The following is an 18,545-nucleotide window of genomic DNA, read 5'->3' as shown; positions in this document are numbered from 1 at the left end:
GGCCGGGCCGGTCCGGGCATGGAACGCCCGGTCGAACCGCAGGCGAACTCCGTGCGCGCGGCCGGGCCGCATAGTACGTGTGCGCGCGGAATCGCGCGGTGAGTTCGTGCGAACAAGGCACACAGCGTCGTGCGAAGGTGCTGCGAAGAGTTGGTCGGTGATCCCGGTGTCCGGTAGAGGTGGAAGTATCGACTCGAGTGGGAAGAGGTACAGCAGCGATGCCGAATGGATCGGATCCCGGCGCGGAACCGGTACCCGGGTACGCCGAGTGGCGTAAGGGTGTGGCCGGGGTACTCGCGAAGGCTCGCAAGGTGGACGCCGCGGAGTTCGGCGACGAGCCGGAGCGCCTGCTCGATGTGTCCACCTACGACGGCCTGACCGTCGCCCCCCTCTATACCCGCCGTGACGAACTGCCCGAGGCGCCGCTGCCCGGCGAATTCCCGTTCGTGCGTGGCGGCGATCCCACCCGCGACGTGCACCGCGGCTGGTACGTGACGGCCCGCTTCGACGGCTCGGATGCCGCCGCGGTGAACGAGGAGATTCTGGGCGGGCTCGACAACGGCGTGAGTTCGGTGTGGCTCGGCGTCGGCGAACGCGGCGTTCCGGTCGCCGACCTGCCGCGCGCGCTGCGCGGGCTGCTGTTCGAACTCGCCCCACTGGCCCTGGACGCGGGCGCCGACGCGAGTGCGGCCACCGCACAACTGTTCTCGATCCTGGACGGCTACGAGGCCACCGAACGCGGCGACATCCAGGTCTCCCTGGGCATCAGCCCGCTGACCAGCCAATTCAACGGCACCACCCACGCCGACCTGGACACTGCGGTGACGCTGGCCCAGCAGGCCGTCGCCCGACCGGAGACCATCCGCGCGCTGACGGTGTGCGGCGTGGCCGTGCACAACGCGGGCGCCTCCGACGCGCAGGAACTCGGCGCCGCGATCGCCGCGGGCCTGGAGTATCTGCGGGCGTTGACCGCCGCGGGCGTGCCCGTCTCGGATGCGCTCGGCCAGTTGGTGTTCCGCTTCGCCGCCACCGACGACCAGTTCGGCACGATCGCGAAGTTCCGTGCCGCGCGCCGCCTGTGGGCTCGGGTGGCGCACGAGCTGGGCGCGCCGGGCGCCGGTAACGCCCCGCAGTGGGCGGTCACCTCGGCGCCGATGATGAGCCAGCGCGACCCGTGGGTGAACATGCTGCGCACCACCCTGGCCGCCTTCGGCGCGGGCGTCGGCGGCGCGGATCTGGTGACGGTGCTGCCCTTCGATTCCGCACTGCCCGCCGGGGAACTCGATGTGTCCCGGGCGTTCTCGCAGCGCATGGCCCGCAACACGCAGTTGCTGCTGCTCGAGGAATCGCACCTGGGCCATGTGCAGGATCCCGGCGCGGGATCCTGGTACGTGGAGAGCGCGACCGACGCCCTGGCCGCGAAGGCATGGGAGTTCATGCAGGAACTCGAGGCCGCCGGCGGATTCCGCGCCGCGCTGGACTCGGGTCTGCTGGCCGAGCGCGTCGGTGAGACCCGCGCCTGGCGCGATCGCGATGTGGCACACCGCAAGACGTCGGTCACCGGCGTCAACGAATTCCCGAACCTGGCCGAGACCCCGCTATCCGAGGCGGCGCGCGAGCCCGCGACCGTGGCGCGGTACGGCGCGGCGTTCGAGGCGCTGCGCAACCGGTCCGATGCCTACCTCGCCGCACACGGCCGGCGCCCGAAGGCGGTGCTGATCCCGCTGGGCCCGGTGGCCGAACACAACGTCCGGGTCACCTTCACCGCCAACGTGCTCGCCTCGGGCGGTATCGAGACGACCAACCCGGGCGTGCTGGAGCTCTCCGGAATCGGCGCGGCCGCAACCGAATCGGGCGCGAGTGTCGCGGTGCTGTGCGGATCGGACGGGCGCTACGCCACCGAGGCCGCCGCGGCCGCGGAGCAGTTGCGCGGCGCCGGTGTGACCACGGTGCTGCTGGCCGGGCCCGAGAAGGCCGTGGCCGAAGTGCCGGACGCACAGCGTCCGGACGGATACCTGACCGCACGGATGGACGCGGTCGCGGCACTGTCCGGCCTGCTGGAGAAGCTGGGAGCGTAGACGATGACCATCAATCACGTGATCGGCAGTTTCGCCGACGTGCCGCTGGACGCGAGCGCCCAGAGCGCCGCGCAGCCCGGCGAGGAGCAGGTGCGCGAGTTCGTGCGCACCGCAGCCGAGGCGAACGGGTACACCCCCGAGCAGTCGGTGTGGGCGACGCCCGAGGGCATCGATGTCCCGCCGGTGTTCACCAGGGCCGACCGCGACGCCATCGTCGAGCAGGGCTATCCGCTGGACAGCGTGCCGGGCGTCGCGCCGTTCGTGCGCGGTCCGTACCCGACGATGTACGTCAACCAGCCGTGGACCATTCGCCAGTACGCGGGTTTCTCCACCGCCGCGGACTCGAACGCCTTCTACCGCCGCAACCTGCAGTCCGGTCAGAAGGGCCTGTCGGTGGCCTTCGACCTGGCCACGCACCGCGGCTACGACTCCGATCACCCGCGCGTCACCGGTGACGTCGGCATGGCCGGTGTGGCCATCGACTCCATCCTGGACATGCGGGAGTTGTTCGATTCCATTCCGCTGGACCAGGTCTCGGTGTCGATGACCATGAACGGCGCGGTGCTGCCGATTCTGGCGCTGTACGTCGTGGCTGCCGAGGAGCAGGGCGTCAAGCCCGAACAGCTGGCCGGAACCATTCAGAACGACATTCTGAAAGAGTTCATGGTCCGCAACACCTACATCTATCCGCCCAAGCCCTCGATGCGGATCATCTCCGACATCTTCGCCTACACCAGTGCGAAGATGCCGAAGTTCAACTCGATCTCGATCTCCGGATACCACATCCAGGAGGCCGGGGCCACCGCGGATCTGGAGCTGGCGTACACCCTCGCCGACGGCGTGGAGTACATCAAGGCCGGTATCGAGGCCGGTATGGAGGTCGACAAGTTCGCGCCGCGGCTGTCGTTCTTCTGGGCGATCGGCATGAACTTCTTCATGGAAGTCGCCAAGATGCGCGCGGGACGGTTGCTGTGGAGCGAGCTGGTCGCGCAGTTCGAGCCCAAGAACGCGAAATCCCTTGCGTTGCGCACCCATTCGCAGACCTCGGGCTGGTCGCTGACCGCGCAGGACGTGTTCAACAACGTCGCGCGCACCTGTGTGGAGGCGATGGCCGCCACCCAGGGCCACACCCAGTCGCTGCACACCAACGCCCTGGACGAGGCCCTGGCGCTGCCGACCGACTTCTCCGCGCGGATCGCCCGCAACACCCAGCTGCTGATCCAGCAGGAGTCCAACACCACCCGGCCCGCCGACCCGTGGGGCGGCTCCTACTACGTGGAGTGGCTGACCCACCAGCTCGCCGAGCGGGCCCGCGCCCACATCGCCGAGGTGCAGGCGCACGGCGGTATGGCACAGGCGATTTCGGAGGGCATCCCGAAGCTGCGCATCGAAGAGGCCGCCGCGCGCACGCAGGCGCGCATCGACACCGGCCAGCAGCCGGTGATCGGGGTCAACAAGTACCAGGTCACCGAGGACACCCCGATCGAGGTGCTCAAGGTCGAGAACTCCCGGGTGCGCGCCGAGCAGAACGAGAAGTTGCGCCGTCTGCGCGCCGAACGCGATTCGGGTGAGGTCGAGCGCGCGCTGGCCGAATTGACCAGGGCCGCAGCGTCGTCCGAGGGCGGCATGAACAACAACCTGCTGGCGCTGGCGATCGACGCGGCACGCGCGAAGGCGACCGTCGGGGAGATCTCCGACGCGCTGGAGAAGGTGTACGGACGTCATCAGGCCGAGATCCGCACGCTCTCGGGCGTCTACCGCGAGGAGGCCGGGAAGGTGACCAATATCAGCCAAGCGATGGCGCTGGTGGAGGAGTTCGCCGCCGTCGAGGGCCGCCGCCCCCGCATCCTGGTCTGCAAGATGGGCCAGGACGGGCACGATCGCGGTCAGAAGGTGATCGCCACGGCCTTCGCCGATCTGGGCATGGACGTCGATGTGGGCCCGCTGTTCCAGACCCCGGAGGAGGTGGCCCAGCAAGCCGCGGACAACGACGTGCACGTCGTCGGCGTGTCCTCGCTCGCGGCCGGCCACCTCACGCTGGTGCCCGCCCTGCGGCAGGCGCTGGCCGATGTCGGTCGTCCCGACATCATGGTCGTGGTGGGCGGGGTGATCCCGCCGGGCGACTTCGACGAGCTGTACGCCGCGGGCGCGGCCGCGATCTTCGCGCCCGGCACGGTGATCGCCGACGCCGCGGTCGATCTGCTTCGCAAACTGGCGGCCGGACTCGGGCACGAGATCGGCACCGGCGCGGGCGAATGAACGAGCCCGTCGCGAACGACGGCGGTGCGGAGTCCGTCGCATCGACCACGGATCGTCGTCGTTCGGCCGAGCCCGCCGACGGTGGGCAGCCGGGTGCCCTCGACGTCGGGAGCGCCGAATCGACTGCGGCACAGCGGCAGCGGCGCGAGGACTGGGTTCCCGCCGGGCATCCGCGGCTGACCTCGACCTCGGGCGTCGGCAACTCGACCGGCGGCACGGGCGGAGGTTCGGCCGCCGCACCGCGTCGCACGATCGATGTCGATCAGCTGGCCGAGGCGGTCCGCAAGGGCGAGCGCAGCGCGCTGGCCCGGTCGATCACCCTCGTCGAGTCCACTCGTCCGGATCATCGCGATCTGGCCCAGCGGTTGTTGCTGAAGGTCGGCTCCGAAGGTGCGGTGGGATCCAATCGCGTGGGCATCACCGGTGTTCCGGGCGTCGGCAAGTCGACGTTCATCGATGCGCTCGGCATGTACCTGATCGGGCAGGGGCATCGGGTGGCGGTCCTGGCGGTGGATCCGTCCTCGACTCGGACCGGCGGGTCGATCCTCGGCGACAAGACCCGCATGGCGCGGCTGTCGACCGAACGTGACGCGTTCATCCGCCCCTCGCCGACCGCGGGCACCCTGGGCGGGGTGGCCAAGGCCACCCGCGAGACGATCGTGCTGCTCGAGGCCGCCGGATACGACGTGGTGCTGGTGGAGACCGTCGGCGTGGGCCAGTCCGAGGTGACCGTCGCCAATATGGTCGACGTGTTCTGCTTCCTGACCCTGGCGCGCACCGGAGATCAGTTGCAGGGCATCAAGAAGGGCGTCCTGGAACTGGCGGATCTGGTCGCGGTCAACAAGGCCGACGGCCGCCACGAACTCGAGGCCAAATCCGCCGCGCGCGAGCTGCAGGGCGCTATGCGCCTGATCCATCCGCGCGATTCCCTCTGGCGCCCACCGGTTCTCACCATGAGCGGCCTCAACGGCACCGGCCTGGACACCTTCTGGGACACCGTGCTGACCCATCGCCGGGTACTCACCGAGGCGGGGGAGTTCGCCGAAAAGCGCCGCCGCCAGCAGGTCGACTGGACCTGGACCATGGTGCACGACCAGCTGCTGCGCCGCCTGGCCGAAAGCCCGGCGGTGAAAGCCATCCGGACCGAGGTGCAGGACCGAGTCCGCGAGGGATCCCTCACCCCCGCCCTGGCCACCGAGGAGATCCTGCGCGCCTTCGACGGCTGAGATCCGTTCAGCGCGAAGGCCGCTGGGTTCCGGTGCGAATCTAGTGCCTCGCGTGCGACTCCAACCCGAACAGCTGTGCGGCATTGTCGTAACAGGCGCCACGAAGCCAGGCGTCACCCAGCTCGAGACGATCCAGAGCGTAGAGCGCATGGGCGTACGGGTACGGAATGTTCGGGAAATCACTGCCGAACAGGATGCGGTCGCCCAGCGCGAGCAGACGGGTGCGCTCGTTCTCGGGGAACGGATCCTGCGAATCGAAGAAGTCCGTCAAGTTCATCGTGGTGTCCAGGTGAACCAGGGGGTGCCGCTCGGCGATGTCGAGGAACTCGGTGTAATCGGGTGCGCCCATGTGGGCGACGATCAAGCGCAGACGCGGAAAGCGTTGCAGCAGTTCGGCGATAGGTCCGGGTCCGGTGAATCTGCCGGGCGCCGGGCCCGAACCGCAATGGATGAGTACCGGAACGCCGGTCTCGGACAGGATCTCCCACACTGGCGTCAGCAGCGGATCGACGGGCGAGAAATCTCCGACCTGGATGTGCACCTTGAAGATTCGCGCTCCCGCCTCGATCGCGGACGCGACGTACTCGCCCGCGCCCGGCTCCGGGAAGAAGGTCGCGGTGTGCAGGCAGTCCGGGGTGCGGGCGGCGAAATCGGCCGACCAGTCGTTGAGCCAGGCCGCCATCTCCGGTTTGTGCGGATAGACCAGTGCGGTGAATGCGCGAACACCGAAGTCGCGCAACGTCTTCAACCGGACCTGCTCCTCGTCGCGGTAGGCGATCGGCCACGGCCGCCCGGTCAGCGGACCGGCGGCATCGAAGTACGCCCACACCTTGCGCATCACCGGCTCGGGCATGAAATGCGTATGGACGTCGATGATTCCGGGCAGGTCGAGCCGCCGCTGGAATTCGTGGACATAGGTCAGGTCGTCGTCTGCGTTCATACTGCGATCTCCACAACTTCTCGATCAGCGGTCCGGATACACCGTGCGGGCGAAATCTCCCACCCGCTCGATCAACCGGTCGAAGAAGACCGCCGGATCGGTGCCGATGACGATGTCCGCGTTGGGTTCCCGGCCCCACATCCCGGCCCAGTCGGCCACGGTGGTCCCGCGGGTGATCGTGCCGCCCAGTTCGACCTCGACCGTGGCCGCCCGGGTGCGGGCCAGGCCGGGGTCCAGCGCCACCGCCGCGGCGAACGGATCGTGCATGTGCGCGAGATAGCCCTGGTCGTAGTGGCGGTGAAATTCGAAGTAGAAGCGCACCGCGTCGGTCAGGAACCGCACGATCGGGTTGCTCGCCTTGGAGCGGGTGCCGGGCGTATCGGTTTCGGCGACCTCGCGCTCGGGAACGCTGTGCGCGCGTTCGGCGAGCCGGGCGAGATGATCCGGGACCATCTCGATCGTCTCGGTGATATCCAGTCCGCAGACCAGCGGACGCCGGTCGGCCGGTGCGGCGGCGAAGGCGGCGAAGACCTCCTGCCACGCCTCCGGATCCACGTGCACATTCCACTCGTTGGTCGGCGTGGTGTTGCCCGGATGGTTGAACGCCCCGCCCATCACCACCAGCCGGCCGAGCAGTTGCGGCAGCCGCGGCTCGATCCGCAGCGCGAGTGCGAGATTGGTGAGCGGCCCGGTGCACAGCCCGATGATCTCGCCGGGATGTTCGCGCACCAGATCCACCCACAGCTGCGCCCCGGACCGGGGCGAGATCCGGCGCGGGGGAAGTGGGAATTCGGCATAGCCGATGCCCTGCGGGCCGTGCGTGTCCTCGGTGGTCTGCAGCGGGATCGCCAGGGGAGTGTCCGCGCCGAGCGCCACCTCGATATCGGGCGCCCGGCAGAGCTCCAGCAGCGCCAGATTGTTCGTCGCGACCTGTGGCGCGGAGACGTTACCGGCCGTCGAGACGATACCCAGGAGTTCGGCCTCCGGGCTGGCGAGCACGTAGAGCAGTCCGAGGGAATCGTCGATGCCGGTGTCGACATCCATGATGATCTTCTGCCGCACCGGCGCAATCCTATCGGTGTGGTGCGGCGTGGTTGCCGAGGGTCGCCTCGGGCCGCATCCGGAAGGCGGGTCCAGGCGCCGGACCCGCCTGTCCGCAGCGTTCAGTACGTCGGCAGTTCGTAGTCCTCGGTCTTGCCGAAGAACATCTTCATCATCACCGGCCGCATCACCCGCGAGAACATCACCCGGTTGGCGGTTCGGCGCATGGCGGTGCCGAATCGACTGTGCGACAACATCATATCGATGCCGCCGCCCGGGAGCTGCTTCGCCTCGTCCAGGAACGGGGTCACCTTCTGCTCGTATCGGCCCAGCGCGCCGAGCAGATCGTCCGGGGTGGCGGCTATCTCGCCCGCGAGGACGTAGGCGCCGACGATTGCCATGGCGGTGCCCATCCCCGTCATCGGGGAGCCGCAGTATCCGGCGTCGCCGAGCAGGGTGACGCGTCCGGCGTTGAGGGTGGGCATATCGATTCGGGCCAGTTCGTCGAAGTAGAAGTCCTCGGTCGTCGCCATCCCCGCGAGAATCGTCGGGGCATGCCAGCCGTCGCCGTCCAGATGGTCCCGGATGAGCCGGTGCTGCGCGTCGAGATCGCCGCGCAGGGCGGGGTCCCGGTCGGTGAGAAGGGTGAGGATGGCCTTGGCGGTATCGGGGTCGCCGTCGGGCCGAAGGCCGACCGCTGCGCCGGGAATCAGCTGCATGGTGAACCATCCGGGCCGCACGTCCGGCGGCGTGGGAATCGTGAAGAACGACATGTAGCCGCCCAGATACGTGCTGAACTGCTCCTCCGGGCCGAAGGCCAGCCGCCGGGTGGCCGAGTGCACGCCATCGGCGCCGATGACGAGATCGAAACGTTCGGTGCGTCCGGAGGCGAAGCCTACTTCGACCCCGGAATCGTCCTGGTCCAGTGCGGTGATCCAGTCGCCGTACCGGTAGTCCAGATCGCCCGCGGCGCCGGCGAGTTCGTCCAGCAGGACCTGATTCAGATCGCCGCGGGTGATCTCGATCTCGGCCACCGGCCCCTTCCCGTCGAAGAACTCCATCGACATGTTCGCGTAGGTCCGCCCCTGCGTGTCGACATAGGACATGCCGAGTTCCTGGAGTTGGTACTTGCGGATACCGGGCATCAGGCCCATCCGCTCGGCGGCCTCGCGGCTGGGACCGCGCAGATCCACGGCCTGTCCGCCGGGCCGGGGAGCGGCGGCCCGCTCGATGACGGTGACGTCGATTCCGGCGCGAAGCAGTTGCAGCGCAACGGCATTACCGGCGATGCCGCCGCCGGAGACGAGGATGCGCGGGGTGTGCGTGGTGCCCATGATGTCGGTTCCCTGTCGTGTGGATCGAATGTCTTAGACAAATGTGCCACACGGTTGGCACATCTGTCTAGAACAAATGTCTAAGACGTTGTAACCTGGGCATATGGGTAATCGAGAAGATCTACTGGCGGCGGCGAAGAAGGTGATCCTCGAGCGCGGGCTCGCCAAGGTGACCGCGCGGGACATCGCCGGAGCCGCCGGGGTCAGCCTGGCGGCGATCGGCTACCACTTCGGCTCGAAGGATCGGTTGGTCTCCGAGGCCATCACCATGTCCGTCGGCAGCGAGATCGGCGACGGTATGGACGAGGCGATCCGGGCTGCGGGGGAGGGGCGTTCGCTGCCCGAATCCTTCGCGTCCACCCTGAACGGACTGGTGGACGTGGCATTCCGGCATCGGGAACAACTGCTGCTGAGCCTGGAGAACGGTATGCGCATCGCCCGCTCGCCGGACTCCCAGGAATTTCTGGCCGAGGCGACCGGCGAGGCGTACACCGAACTGTCCGGGCTGCTGCGCGAGGTGTATCCGGATCTGTCCGCCGAGCAGGCGCGGGCGGTCGCGAAGCTGTATTTCGTGCTGTTCCAGGGCATCGCGATGCTGACCCTGCTCGGACCCGACGGCGAGATGCTGCTGGGTGACGACCTGGAAGTCGCCCTCTCGGCGCTCCAGGGGAAATAGCCACCGAGTACCCTCGGCCCGACGGACGCTGGCATCGAGCGGGAGGAAACTGCGTGGCGGGACGAATTGTCGCGGGCGGCTGGTTGCGTGAATTGCGTGCGGTGCCTGATCCGCGCACGGTGCTGGTGTGCTTCCCGCCCGGAGGCGGTTCGGCGAGTGCGTATCGCGCTCTGGCGCAGCAGATACGCCCGGACACAGCGGTTTACGCGGTGCAGTATCCCGGCCGTCAGGATCGTCTCGCCGAGCCGCTGCTCACCGATCTGCGGGAGCTCGCGGACCGGATCACTCCGGAGCTGTCCGTCGGTGCGCCGCGACTGGCGCTGTTCGGCCACAGCATGGGCTCGACGGTGGCCTTCGAGACCGCCCGGCGGCTGGAAAACGCGGGGCAGAAGGTGATCCGGCTGTTCGTCTCGGGACGTATCGCACCGCATGCCTCGTATGCCGGTGCGATACATCAGGCTCCGGACGCGGAGGTGATCGCCGAGTTGGAGCGTCTGGCCAATGATCCTGCCTCCGTGGCGATTCTGCGATCGGAGCCGAGTCTGACGGAATTGGTGCTGCCCGCGGTCCGCGCGGATTACCAGGCCGTCGAGACCTATCGCTTCGAGCCGGGACCCGAGCTGCGGTGCGATGTCTCGGTGCTGCTCGGCGATGCGGACCCGACGGTGACCCCGGAGCAGGCGGGGGAGTGGCAGCGACACACCACCGGTACGTTCGAGCTGTCCACGTTCCCGGGGCGGCACTTTTATCTCGACGAAAAGGTCGCCGAGGTAGCGGATTTCGTCAACGAACGCTTGGTTTGAGCGCGCGGTGGTGCCGCGGTAGCCAAACGTATCCCGCCCACGAGAGCGCGACGGCGATCACGACCAGTACCCGCACGAGATCCAGTGCGTCACGCGGATAGAACACACCGGTGATGTAGTGATCGATGAACCCGCTGGCCGGTAGCGGGGCCTCGCCCGAACGTTCGCGCGACCAGTTCTCCAGGTGGGTCAGCGGGCAGGAGATGTTGAACAACACCGTGCTGAACCCCCAGCCGAACGCGGCCAGATGAGTCCAGATCGTCCATCGCCACTGCCACGCGAAGTAGCCGCCGACCACCACATAGACGACGAACAGGAAGTGCACCAGCACGGTGGCGTCAGCCAGCAAACGGTACATCATGTATTCCAGGGTAGGCGTCGATCATGGTCCTTCCGGCCGGGTGTGATCGTATTGATGCGTGCGATCCCGCGTCCGGTGGGCCGGTGCGCCGCGGCGCACGGGGAGCGGCCCGGGCCGGTGCCCGGTGGTGGCACAAGTGGTGAATTCCCGTGGAGCGGTCACCAGTTGGACGGTTCGAAATCCTTGAGGAAGCAGCCGTGGAGGTCCTCGCCGTTCTCGCCGCGCACGATCGGGTCGTACACGCGCGCCGCGCCGTCGACCAGATCCAGCGGTGCGTGGAAGCCTTCCTCGGCGAGGCGGAGTTTGGTGTAGTGCGGGCGTTCGTCGGTGATCCAGCCGGTGTCCACGGCGGTCATCAGGATGCCGTCGGCTTCGAGCATCTCCGCGGCGCTGGTGCGGGTGAGCATGTTCAGCGCGGCCTTGGCCATGTTGGTGTGCGGATGGCCGGGGCCCTTGTAGCCGCGGCCGAAGACGCCTTCCATGGCCGAGACGTTCACGACGTACTTGCGCCGTGCCGCGGCGGCGGCCATCGCCGGACGCAGCCGGGAGATGAGGATGAACGGCGCGACCGAGTTACACAGCTGCACCTCGAGCAGTTCGGTGGCATCGACCTCGGCCACGGTCTGCACCCAGCTGTTGGTGTGCGCGAGATCGGGGACCAGACCCCCGGCATCGATGGCCAGACCGCGCGAAATGCGTTCGGGCGTGGCCGATCCCGCGACGAGCGCCAGTTCGGTGACCTCGGCGGCGGTGAGTGCGGGGGCGAGTGAGGCGGTCAGCGCGGTGGGATGCGCCTGCATGGTCTTGCCGAAGCTGACCATGTCGGGGAGCTCGCCCACCGGCAGCGGATCGGCCTCGGCCTCGACCAGCGCGCCGTACGCACCGGCCGAGCGGCGCACGGTCTGCGCGGCATTGTTGATCAGGATGTCCAGCGGGCCCTGGGCGGCGACATCCTCGGTGAGCGCGACGACCTGCGCGGGATCGCGCAGATCGATGCCGATCACGCGCAGCCGGTGGATCCAGTCGGCGCTGTCCGGCTGGGCCTTGAACCGGCGGATGGCGTCGTTCGGGAAGCGGGTGGTGATCGTGGTGTGCGCGCCGTCGCGCAGCAGGCGCAGCGCGATGTACATGCCGATCTTGGCGCGTCCGCCGGTGAGCAGGGCGCGGCGGCCACGCAGATCGGTGCGCGCATCGCGTTTGGCGTGGCCGCGAGCGGCGCAGTCCGGGCACAGCTGGTGGTAGAAGGCGTCGACGCGGGTGTAGCGCTGTTTGCAGATGTAGCAGGGGCGGGGCTTGAGCAGCGTGCCCGCCGAGGCGCCGGAAGCGTTGGAGGTCAACGGGATTCCGGCGGTCTCGTCGTCGATCCGGTTGAGCGATCCGGTGGCCGTCGCGTGCACGACGGCGCGATCGTTCTCCGCGACGGCCTCGCGGGCGGCGACGCGGCGGCGGCGCTTGAGCATCTTGAACATGTGCCCGACCGCGCGCTGCACGCGCACCGAATCGGGATGGTCCTTGTCCAGATCGCCGACCTGATCCAGGACCCGCAGGCAGATGGCGAGTTCCTCGGGATCGATGGCGGCCTGCGGTGCGGCGGTATCGGTCGTCGGGTCGTGGTCGGCCATCGCGGTGCGGGTGGTTCCTTCGTGCGTGCGGATGCGGTCGGAACATTGTCGCATCAGTGCTGGTGTGCGCCTGCACACGGCCGCCCTACGGGGCATACCCGGGTTGTTGACATAATGCCAACAGTGGTCCACGCTGGTGCCGGAGGTCGGCGGGATGCCGATCGGGACGTGCGTCCGGCAGGTGAGAGGGCCGGACGTCCGCACGGTGAATCGGCTCGGTACGAGAGGTGAGACGAAGATGGCACGCGCGGCATGGAGCGACGACGAGGTCGAGGCGGTCCGGGAGCTGGCGAGAGATTTCTTCGCCAAGGAGGTCGTCCCGCACGAGGAGAAGTTCGTCGAGCAGGGCCATCCCGACCGTGAGCTGTACAACCGGGCGGGCGAGCTGGGGCTGCTGTGCGCGGCCATTCCGACCGAATACGGCGGTGGCGGAGGCACTTTCGCGCACGAGGCGGCCATCATCGAGGAGCAGTCCTTCGGCGGCGAGGGCGCGCTGGGCATGCCGGTGCACTCCTCGATCATCGCGCCGTATCTGGCGCACTTCGGCAGTGAGGAGCTCAAGCAGCGGGTGCTGCCCAAGGCGGCCAGCGGTGAGATGGTGCTCTCGATCGGCATGACCGAGCCGGGCACCGGCTCGGACCTGCAGGCCATCAAGACCCGCGCGGTGCGCGAGGGCGACGAGTACGTCATCACCGGGTCGAAGATCTTCATCTCCAACGGCTGGCTGTGCGACGGCATCATCCTCGCGGTCAAGACCGATCCGACCAAGGGCGCGGCGGGCGTCTCGCTGATCTTCGCCGAGGTCGGTGATGACACGCCCGGTTTCAAGCGCGGCCGGATCCTGTCCAAGATCGGCGGCAAGGGGCAGGACACCGCGGAACTGTTCTTCGACGGGCTGCGCGTGCCGGCCGGCAACCTGCTCGGCGAGGCCGAGGGCCAGGGCTTCTACCAGATGATGCAGTTGCTCGCGCAGGAGCGGCTGGTCACCGCGATCATGGCGGTGGCGATGATGGAGAAGGCCGTCGAGCTGACCGTGGAGTACACCAAGGGGCGCGAGGCGTTCGGCAAGCCGCTGTTCGCGATGCAGAACACCAAGTTCGAACTCGCCGAGTGCAAGACGATCGCGCAGGTGAGCCGTACGTTCCTCGATGACGCCATCAGTAAGCATCTTCGGGGTGAACTCGACATTCCCACCGCTGCCATGGCGAAATATTGGCTGACCGATCAGTTGGGTATTGTGGTGGACCGTTGTCTGCAACTCTTCGGTGGCTATGGATATATGACGGAATACCCGATCTCCCAGCTCTACACGGGCGCCCGGATCCTGCGTATCCTGGCCGGCTCGAACGAGGTGATGAAGGATCTCATTGCCCGCTCACTCTGAAACCCGACTCGCGGCAGCCGCCGAGGCCGATGCCCCGGCACGCCGTCGGCTCGATCCGGACGAGCGCCGTGCCCAGATTCTGGGCCGCGCCATCGAGATGTTCGGTGAACGCCCCTACGCGGCGGTGTCCACCGCGGAACTCGCGCAGCGCGCCGGGGTGGCCCGTGGCCTGATCAACCACTATTTCGGCAATAAGCGCGACCTGTATCTCGCGGTGGTGCGCCGGATGGTGACCCTGCCCAAACCGGACAATATGGTGCTGCCGAGCGGCACGGACCGCGAGCGGGTCGATGCGAGTGTGGCGTGGTTGCTCGACATCATCGGCGAACACGGCAGCACCTGGGTGAAGGTCACCGGGCACGAGGGCATCGGCGACGATCCGGAGGTGCAGCGGATCCTGGACGAGGCCGACGATGCGGCCGCGGCCCGGTTGCTGGACATGGTGGGCCTGAGCGGGTCTCAGCATTCGGGCGAACTGCGGGCCCTGGTGCGTGCCTACGGCGGCATGGTGAAAACCGCTGGGCGCGAATGGATCATCCGCGGCACGCTGACCCGCGAGCAGGTGCACATCCTGCTCGCGGACATGCTGTTCGCGCTGGTCACCACGTCGTTCCCGAAGATCGACCGCTGACCCGGTCCGCGCCGGCGCGGCCGGGCGTGCGGGAAGAACTCACTCCTGGGTGCGGGCGCGACTGGGCTGTACGCGGGGTGGCTCGTTCGGCATCTTCGGGTACTGCGGCGGCCACGGGGCGTCCATCAGGCCCGAATCCTGGTCTCGGGCAGCCATTTTCAGGAGTGGCTCGATGGACTGGGGAGTGCGGTCGGCCCACGGGTCGCCGAACTCGGCGACCCGTGCGGGCACCGTGGCGATGGTGAGTTCGTCGGGCACGACGGTGTCCAGGGCCTCCCAGGAGATCGGCGTGGACACCTGCGCGCCGACCTTGGGGCGCACGCACCAGGCGCCGAAAACCGTTTTGTGCGGGGCGTTCTGGTTGTAATCGATGAAAACCCGGCTGCCGCGCAACTCCTTCCACCATTGCGCGGTGATCCGGTCGGGATGGCGGCGTTCGAGTTCGCGGGCCAGGGCCACCGAGGCCGCGCGGACCTGATAGCCGTCCCAGCGCGGTTCGAGCGCGACGTAGATGTGCAGGCCGCGCGAGCCGGAGGTCTTGATCCGCGAATCGATGCCCAGTTCGGTGAACAGCGCACGGGTGCTGATCGCCGCCTCGCGCAGGTCGGCGAATCCGATGCCGGGGGAGGGGTCCAGGTCGATCCGCAGTTCGTCGGCGATGGCGAGATCACCGAGAACCTCGGTGACGGCCCGGGGTGTGGGAGTGTGCCCGGCGGCGGTGTCGGGCGGTCCGGCCGCTGCGTGGTTGGCCCAGACGTGAAAACCCAAGCAGCCCAGGTTGACCGCCCACAGGATGTGCGCGAGGTCCGCGGCGACGAGAGCGTCGCTGGTGGTGCCGTTGGGGGTGGCGACCTTGGTGGTCTGCAACCAGTCCGGGACCGAGGCGGGCACCCGCTTCTGGAACCAGGATTTGCCGCTCGCCCCGTCCGGATACCGCTCCAGCAGCACCGGCCGATTGCCGATGGTGCGCATGATCGGTTCCTCGATGGCCTGGTAGTAGCGCACCAGATCGAGTTTCGTCTCGCCGCGCTTGGTGAAGTAGATCTTGTCCGGATTGCTGATCCGCACGGTGCGACCGGCGGCCTCGATATCGATGGAGTCGCTCATTTGCGCGCCTCGGCGAAGATGTCGGCGAGCTCGGCCGGGGCGACCTGCTCGAGCTGGGCGTAGGTGCACGATTCGGGCATGCGGTCGTCCCGGAATCGGACCAGGCGGCCGCCGTGTCGCAGGCGTCCGGCCATGACGTGCTCGTAGCGGACCTCGGCGACCAGTTCGGGCCGCAGCGCCTCCCAGGACAGATCCTTGGTTCCGGTCCAGCGGCTCACCCCGCCGGGCATTTTCCCTTCGGCCTTCGCCTGGGCCGCGGCATCGGCCCACTGCCGCCACGGATGGTTCGCCAGGGCGTTCTCGCGCAGCGGCTGGAGTTCATCGACCAGCGCGGCGCGGCGGGCGGCGGTGAAACTGCTGGCCACGCCGACGTGATGCAGCGTGCCCTGCTCGTCGAACAGCCCCAGCAACAGGGAACCGACGCCCTGGCCGTCCTTGTGCCAGCGGAATCCGGCCACCACGCAGTCCGCGGTGCGCTCGTGTTTGACCTTGATCATCACCCGCTTGTCCTGCAGATATGCCAGATCACCGGCCTTGACCACCACGCCGTCGAATCCGGCGCCCTCGAAACGGGTGAACCAGTCGCGGGCCAGCACCGGATCGGTGGTGATCGGCGTGAGGTGCACGCGATCGAGCGAATGATCGACGATGGTTTCCAGGATCTTGCGGCGCTCGGCGAACGGCTCGCCGGTCAGATCCCGGTCGCCCAGCGCGAGCAGATCGAAAGCCACGAAACTGGCCGGCGTCTCCACGGCGAGTTTGTTCACCCGCGAGGCCGCCGGATGCAGGCGATTCTGCAGGGTGTCGAAATCCAGGCCGTGTTCGGTGACCACGACGATCTCGCCGTCCACCACACACCGTGGCGGCAGAGCTTGCGCGAGCAGGCTCACCAATTCCGGGAAATAACGGGTGAGCGGACGGTCGTTGCGAGAGCCGAGTTCGATCTCGTCGCCGTCGCGAAACACGATGCAGCGGAATCCATCCCACTTGGGTTCGTAGAACAGCTCCGGATCGCCGGGCAGCTCCGATGCGGATTTGGCGAGCATCGGTTTCACCGGTGGCATGACGGGCAGATCCACACGATCCTCCTGGCGGTGTTTTCGGCCTCCGCTTCGCTCCGGCGTGTTCGTGGCTCCGGGTACGAATCGGTGTCTCAACCTGGTAGACGATGCGGGCGGGGAAAATTCATCGCCCGCATCGTCAGGAAGATCGTATGTGGTGGTACCGACAGAATTCGGTAGCGCCGATCAGCCTTCCAGCCATCCGTGCTGTTCGGCGAATGCCGTCAGTCGCTCGCGGATGGTGACTATCTCCCCGGCGGTCAGGGCCGGGCTGGCATCGAGCAGCAGTTCGGTGATCAGGCGTTTGTGCTCGGCGGCGGTGAGTACGCTGGCGCCGCGTTCGCGGTTGCGATGGCGTGGCACGGGCGGCTGGCCCGCGACCAGGGTCAGATTGACCGCTTTCGGACCCCGATCACCTTCGGTCACCTCGAATTCGAAAACCCGTCCCTGGCGCAGTTCATCCTCGTCGAGCCCGATGTCGTTCACATGAACGAAGACATCGGGGCCGCCGTCTTCCGGCCGAATGAATCCGAACCCCCGTGAACTGTCGAAGGACACCAATTTCCCGATCGACACCTGCACCCGCTCCTCATTGCCGTCACTGTGCCGTCACTCTAACTGTCCCGCTGTTCGTTGTCGGTGGATTCACCGGTGGAAGAGAGGGCTTTCTGCAGTGAGTTGAACACCGTCAGACCCTGGCCGACCATGCCGTTGACGAGTTCGCTGACGCCGTCGGGTCCGTTCAGCACGGTCAGGTTGGCGTGCGAGAGGCCGACCGAGGCCTGCTTGACGATTTCGGGCAGCTGTTCGATGAGCAGCTGATCCAGGGCGATGCGGTTGTTCGACGCCGCGGCCTCGGCCTGGATGCGGGTGCGGTCGGCCTCGGCCTGTGCGAGCACGCGCACGCGTTCGGCCTCGGCTTCGGCGGGCTTGACCACCTCGGTCTGCAGCTGCTGTTCGCGCAGCTGGGCTTCCTTGCGGGCGCGTTCGGCCTGCGCGGTGAGCACCTCCTGCAGCGCGATGGCTTCGGCCAGCGGGCCGGCCTGGGATGCCTCGGCCTTGGCCTTATCGATGTCGCGCTGGTATTCGGCCTGCAGAATCGCGGTCTGGCGCTGGTATTCGGCCTGCTTGCGCTTGGAGGCCTGTTCGGCTTCGGCGGCGGCCTGCGACGCGGCGGCCTGGGCGATCTGGGCATCGCGCTGGACCGCGGCGTTGTGCGGGGCCGCGAGGGCGCCGATGTAGCCGAGGTTGCCGTCGTCGATGGACTGGATCTGGAACGAGTCGACCCACAGGCCGATATTGCTCATCTCCACCTTCGAGGCGACCAGCACCTCGTCGGCGAGCTTCTGGCGTTCGCGGATGATCTCCTCGACCGTCATCGAGCCGACGATCGAACGCAGATGTCCGGAGAAGATGCGGCCGGTCAGCACCGACATCTCCCGCTCCTGCTCGGACAGGAAACGCTGCGCGGCGTTGACCACCGACTGGGTGTCGTTGGCGACCTTGAAGGCGATCACGGCGCGCACATCGAGCTGGATGGCCTGTTTGGTGACGCAGCGTTCCTGGATCTCGGCCTCGTACATGGCCAGCGACAGATATCTGACCTTGCGGAAGAACGGCATCACCCACGCGCCGTGACCGGTGATCACCCGGAACGGCGCATTGTCTCTGGCCTTGCCCCCGCTGACGAGCATCGCCTCGTCCGGATCGGGCACGTGGTACCCCAGCACTGTTGTCTCCCTTGCTATCTCGACATTTCCCCACCCGGTGCGACGTCGAGCGGGAACCAGGGAACGACATCGACGATCCGGCCCGGATGCACCTCGACGATCAGGACGGTCGCGAACTGTTCGATGGGCTCGGTGGATCGTGCGATGTAGCTCTCTGTCCCCCCTCGGATCGCGACCAGGACCTCTCCGAGCATGCCTTCGCCGCGGATCGGCGATGTGAGCGTACCGGTCAAACCCTGCACCGGGTCGGTCATCGCATCGAACTCCTTACCGGGCAACGGTGAACCGGGTG

General features: G+C 67.7%; 17 protein-coding genes. 7 read left to right on the top strand and 10 right to left on the bottom strand.

Going from position 1 to position 18,545, the window contains the following annotated elements:
• Positions 1-218 precede the first annotated feature (218 nt).
• From K7711_RS27135 to meaB, 3 genes are read left to right on the top strand one after another with little or no spacing between them, the layout of a single operon-like run.
• Positions 219-2,078 carry a methylmalonyl-CoA mutase family protein gene (locus K7711_RS27135; RefSeq protein ID WP_222972290.1) on the top strand — a complete coding sequence of 620 codons (1,860 nt, stop codon included), beginning with the start codon at positions 219-221 and terminating at the stop codon, positions 2,076-2,078.
• A gap of 3 nt (positions 2,079-2,081) precedes the next feature.
• The gene (gene scpA, locus K7711_RS27130) at positions 2,082-4,337 is read left to right on the top strand and encodes a methylmalonyl-CoA mutase (RefSeq protein ID WP_222972289.1); all 2,256 of its coding nucleotides are present in this window, start codon (positions 2,082-2,084) and stop codon (positions 4,335-4,337) included.
• Positions 4,334-5,563 (top strand): methylmalonyl Co-A mutase-associated GTPase MeaB, encoded by a 1,230-nt coding sequence (meaB, locus tag K7711_RS27125; protein WP_235747862.1) that lies wholly within the window; start codon positions 4,334-4,336, stop codon positions 5,561-5,563. The genes scpA and meaB overlap by 4 nt, the downstream gene beginning before the upstream one ends.
• 40 nt (positions 5,564-5,603) lie before the next feature.
• On the opposite strand, the gene K7711_RS27120 is transcribed toward meaB, so the two are convergent.
• From K7711_RS27120 to K7711_RS27110, 3 genes are all read right to left on the bottom strand, one after another.
• A complete protein-coding gene (locus K7711_RS27120; RefSeq protein ID WP_222972288.1) occupies positions 5,604-6,503 on the bottom strand; it encodes an amidohydrolase family protein in 900 nt (299 codons plus the stop codon).
• Positions 6,504-6,527: 24 nt separating this feature from the next.
• Positions 6,528-7,565 carry a nucleoside hydrolase gene (locus K7711_RS27115; protein WP_308014967.1) on the bottom strand — a complete coding sequence of 346 codons (1,038 nt, stop codon included), beginning with the start codon at positions 7,563-7,565 and terminating at the stop codon, positions 6,528-6,530.
• A gap of 101 nt (positions 7,566-7,666) precedes the next feature.
• A complete protein-coding gene (locus K7711_RS27110) occupies positions 7,667-8,878 on the bottom strand; it encodes an FAD-dependent monooxygenase (RefSeq protein ID WP_222972287.1) in 1,212 nt (403 codons plus the stop codon).
• Between the two features lie 103 nt (positions 8,879-8,981).
• Here K7711_RS27110 and K7711_RS27105 point away from each other — a divergent pair, with 103 nt between their 5' ends.
• Positions 8,982-9,554 carry a TetR/AcrR family transcriptional regulator gene (locus tag K7711_RS27105; protein WP_222972286.1) on the top strand — a complete coding sequence of 191 codons (573 nt, stop codon included), beginning with the start codon at positions 8,982-8,984 and terminating at the stop codon, positions 9,552-9,554.
• Positions 9,555-9,607: 53 nt separating this feature from the next.
• Positions 9,608-10,357, top strand: a complete 750-nt coding sequence (locus K7711_RS27100) for a thioesterase II family protein (protein WP_222972285.1) — start codon at positions 9,608-9,610, stop codon at positions 10,355-10,357.
• Here the strand turns inward: K7711_RS27100 and K7711_RS27095 are convergent.
• Complete coding sequence (locus K7711_RS27095) at positions 10,338-10,718, bottom strand: DUF2784 domain-containing protein (RefSeq protein WP_222972284.1); 381 nt, start codon at positions 10,716-10,718, stop codon at positions 10,338-10,340. The two genes, K7711_RS27100 and K7711_RS27095, sit on opposite strands and share 20 nt — an antisense overlap.
• A 158-nt stretch (positions 10,719-10,876) precedes the next feature.
• Positions 10,877-12,340, bottom strand: coding sequence for an SDR family NAD(P)-dependent oxidoreductase (locus K7711_RS27090; RefSeq protein WP_235747903.1), 1,464 nt, complete (start codon positions 12,338-12,340; stop codon positions 10,877-10,879).
• Positions 12,341-12,578: 238 nt separating this feature from the next.
• Here K7711_RS27090 and K7711_RS27085 point away from each other — a divergent pair, with 238 nt between their 5' ends.
• Both K7711_RS27085 and K7711_RS27080 read left to right on the top strand, forming a co-directional pair.
• Positions 12,579-13,724, top strand: coding sequence for an acyl-CoA dehydrogenase family protein (locus tag K7711_RS27085; protein ID WP_222972282.1), 1,146 nt, complete (start codon positions 12,579-12,581; stop codon positions 13,722-13,724).
• Entirely contained in the window at positions 13,708-14,355 is a 648-nt protein-coding gene (locus K7711_RS27080; RefSeq protein WP_222972281.1) for a TetR/AcrR family transcriptional regulator, read from the top strand. The genes K7711_RS27085 and K7711_RS27080 overlap by 17 nt, the downstream gene beginning before the upstream one ends.
• A gap of 39 nt (positions 14,356-14,394) precedes the next feature.
• Here K7711_RS27080 and K7711_RS27075 read toward each other — a convergent pair whose 3' ends face one another.
• From K7711_RS27075 to K7711_RS27055, 5 genes are all read right to left on the bottom strand, one after another.
• Complete coding sequence (locus tag K7711_RS27075; protein WP_222972280.1) at positions 14,395-15,462, bottom strand: DNA polymerase domain-containing protein; 1,068 nt, start codon at positions 15,460-15,462, stop codon at positions 14,395-14,397.
• Entirely contained in the window at positions 15,459-16,541 is a 1,083-nt protein-coding gene (locus K7711_RS27070; RefSeq protein WP_222972279.1) for an ATP-dependent DNA ligase, read from the bottom strand. Before K7711_RS27070 ends, K7711_RS27075 begins: the two co-directional genes overlap by 4 nt.
• A 168-nt stretch (positions 16,542-16,709) precedes the next feature.
• Positions 16,710-17,105 carry a cold-shock protein gene (locus K7711_RS27065; protein WP_040821886.1) on the bottom strand — a complete coding sequence of 132 codons (396 nt, stop codon included), beginning with the start codon at positions 17,103-17,105 and terminating at the stop codon, positions 16,710-16,712.
• 32 nt (positions 17,106-17,137) lie between these two features.
• Positions 17,138-18,253 carry an SPFH domain-containing protein gene (locus tag K7711_RS27060; RefSeq protein WP_222972278.1) on the bottom strand — a complete coding sequence of 372 codons (1,116 nt, stop codon included), beginning with the start codon at positions 18,251-18,253 and terminating at the stop codon, positions 17,138-17,140.
• Between the two features lie 14 nt (positions 18,254-18,267).
• Positions 18,268-18,507 (bottom strand): NfeD C-terminal domain-containing protein, encoded by a 240-nt coding sequence (locus tag K7711_RS27055; protein ID WP_222972277.1) that lies wholly within the window; start codon positions 18,505-18,507, stop codon positions 18,268-18,270.
• Positions 18,508-18,545: the final 38 nt, after the last annotated feature.

The organism is Nocardia coffeae (assembly GCF_019890715.1).
GTDB classification, from domain to species: Bacteria; Actinomycetota; Actinomycetes; order Mycobacteriales; family Mycobacteriaceae; genus Nocardia; species Nocardia jiangxiensis.
This window is presented reverse-complemented; position numbering and strand designations above follow the sequence as displayed.

What these genes read in the sequence shown, in the direction of transcription:
- K7711_RS27135 (WP_222972290.1), top strand. Translation starts at nt 219, where the DNA reads ATGCCGAATGGATCGGATCCCGGCGCGGAACCGGTACCCGGGTACGCC.
- scpA (WP_222972289.1), top strand. Translation starts at nt 2,082, where the DNA reads ATGACCATCAATCACGTGATCGGCAGTTTCGCCGACGTGCCGCTGGAC.
- meaB (WP_235747862.1), top strand. Translation starts at nt 4,334, where the DNA reads ATGAACGAGCCCGTCGCGAACGACGGCGGTGCGGAGTCCGTCGCATCG.
- K7711_RS27120 (WP_222972288.1), bottom strand. Translation starts at nt 6,503, where the DNA reads ATGAACGCAGACGACGACCTGACCTATGTCCACGAATTCCAGCGGCGG.
- K7711_RS27110 (WP_222972287.1), bottom strand. Translation starts at nt 8,878, where the DNA reads ATGGGCACCACGCACACCCCGCGCATCCTCGTCTCCGGCGGCGGCATC.
- K7711_RS27105 (WP_222972286.1), top strand. Translation starts at nt 8,982, where the DNA reads ATGGGTAATCGAGAAGATCTACTGGCGGCGGCGAAGAAGGTGATCCTC.
- K7711_RS27095 (WP_222972284.1), bottom strand. Translation starts at nt 10,718, where the DNA reads ATGATGTACCGTTTGCTGGCTGACGCCACCGTGCTGGTGCACTTCCTG.
- K7711_RS27090 (WP_235747903.1), bottom strand. Translation starts at nt 12,340, where the DNA reads ATGGCCGACCACGACCCGACGACCGATACCGCCGCACCGCAGGCCGCC.
- K7711_RS27085 (WP_222972282.1), top strand. Translation starts at nt 12,579, where the DNA reads ATGGCACGCGCGGCATGGAGCGACGACGAGGTCGAGGCGGTCCGGGAG.
- K7711_RS27075 (WP_222972280.1), bottom strand. Translation starts at nt 15,462, where the DNA reads ATGAGCGACTCCATCGATATCGAGGCCGCCGGTCGCACCGTGCGGATC.
- K7711_RS27055 (WP_222972277.1), bottom strand. Translation starts at nt 18,507, where the DNA reads ATGACCGACCCGGTGCAGGGTTTGACCGGTACGCTCACATCGCCGATC.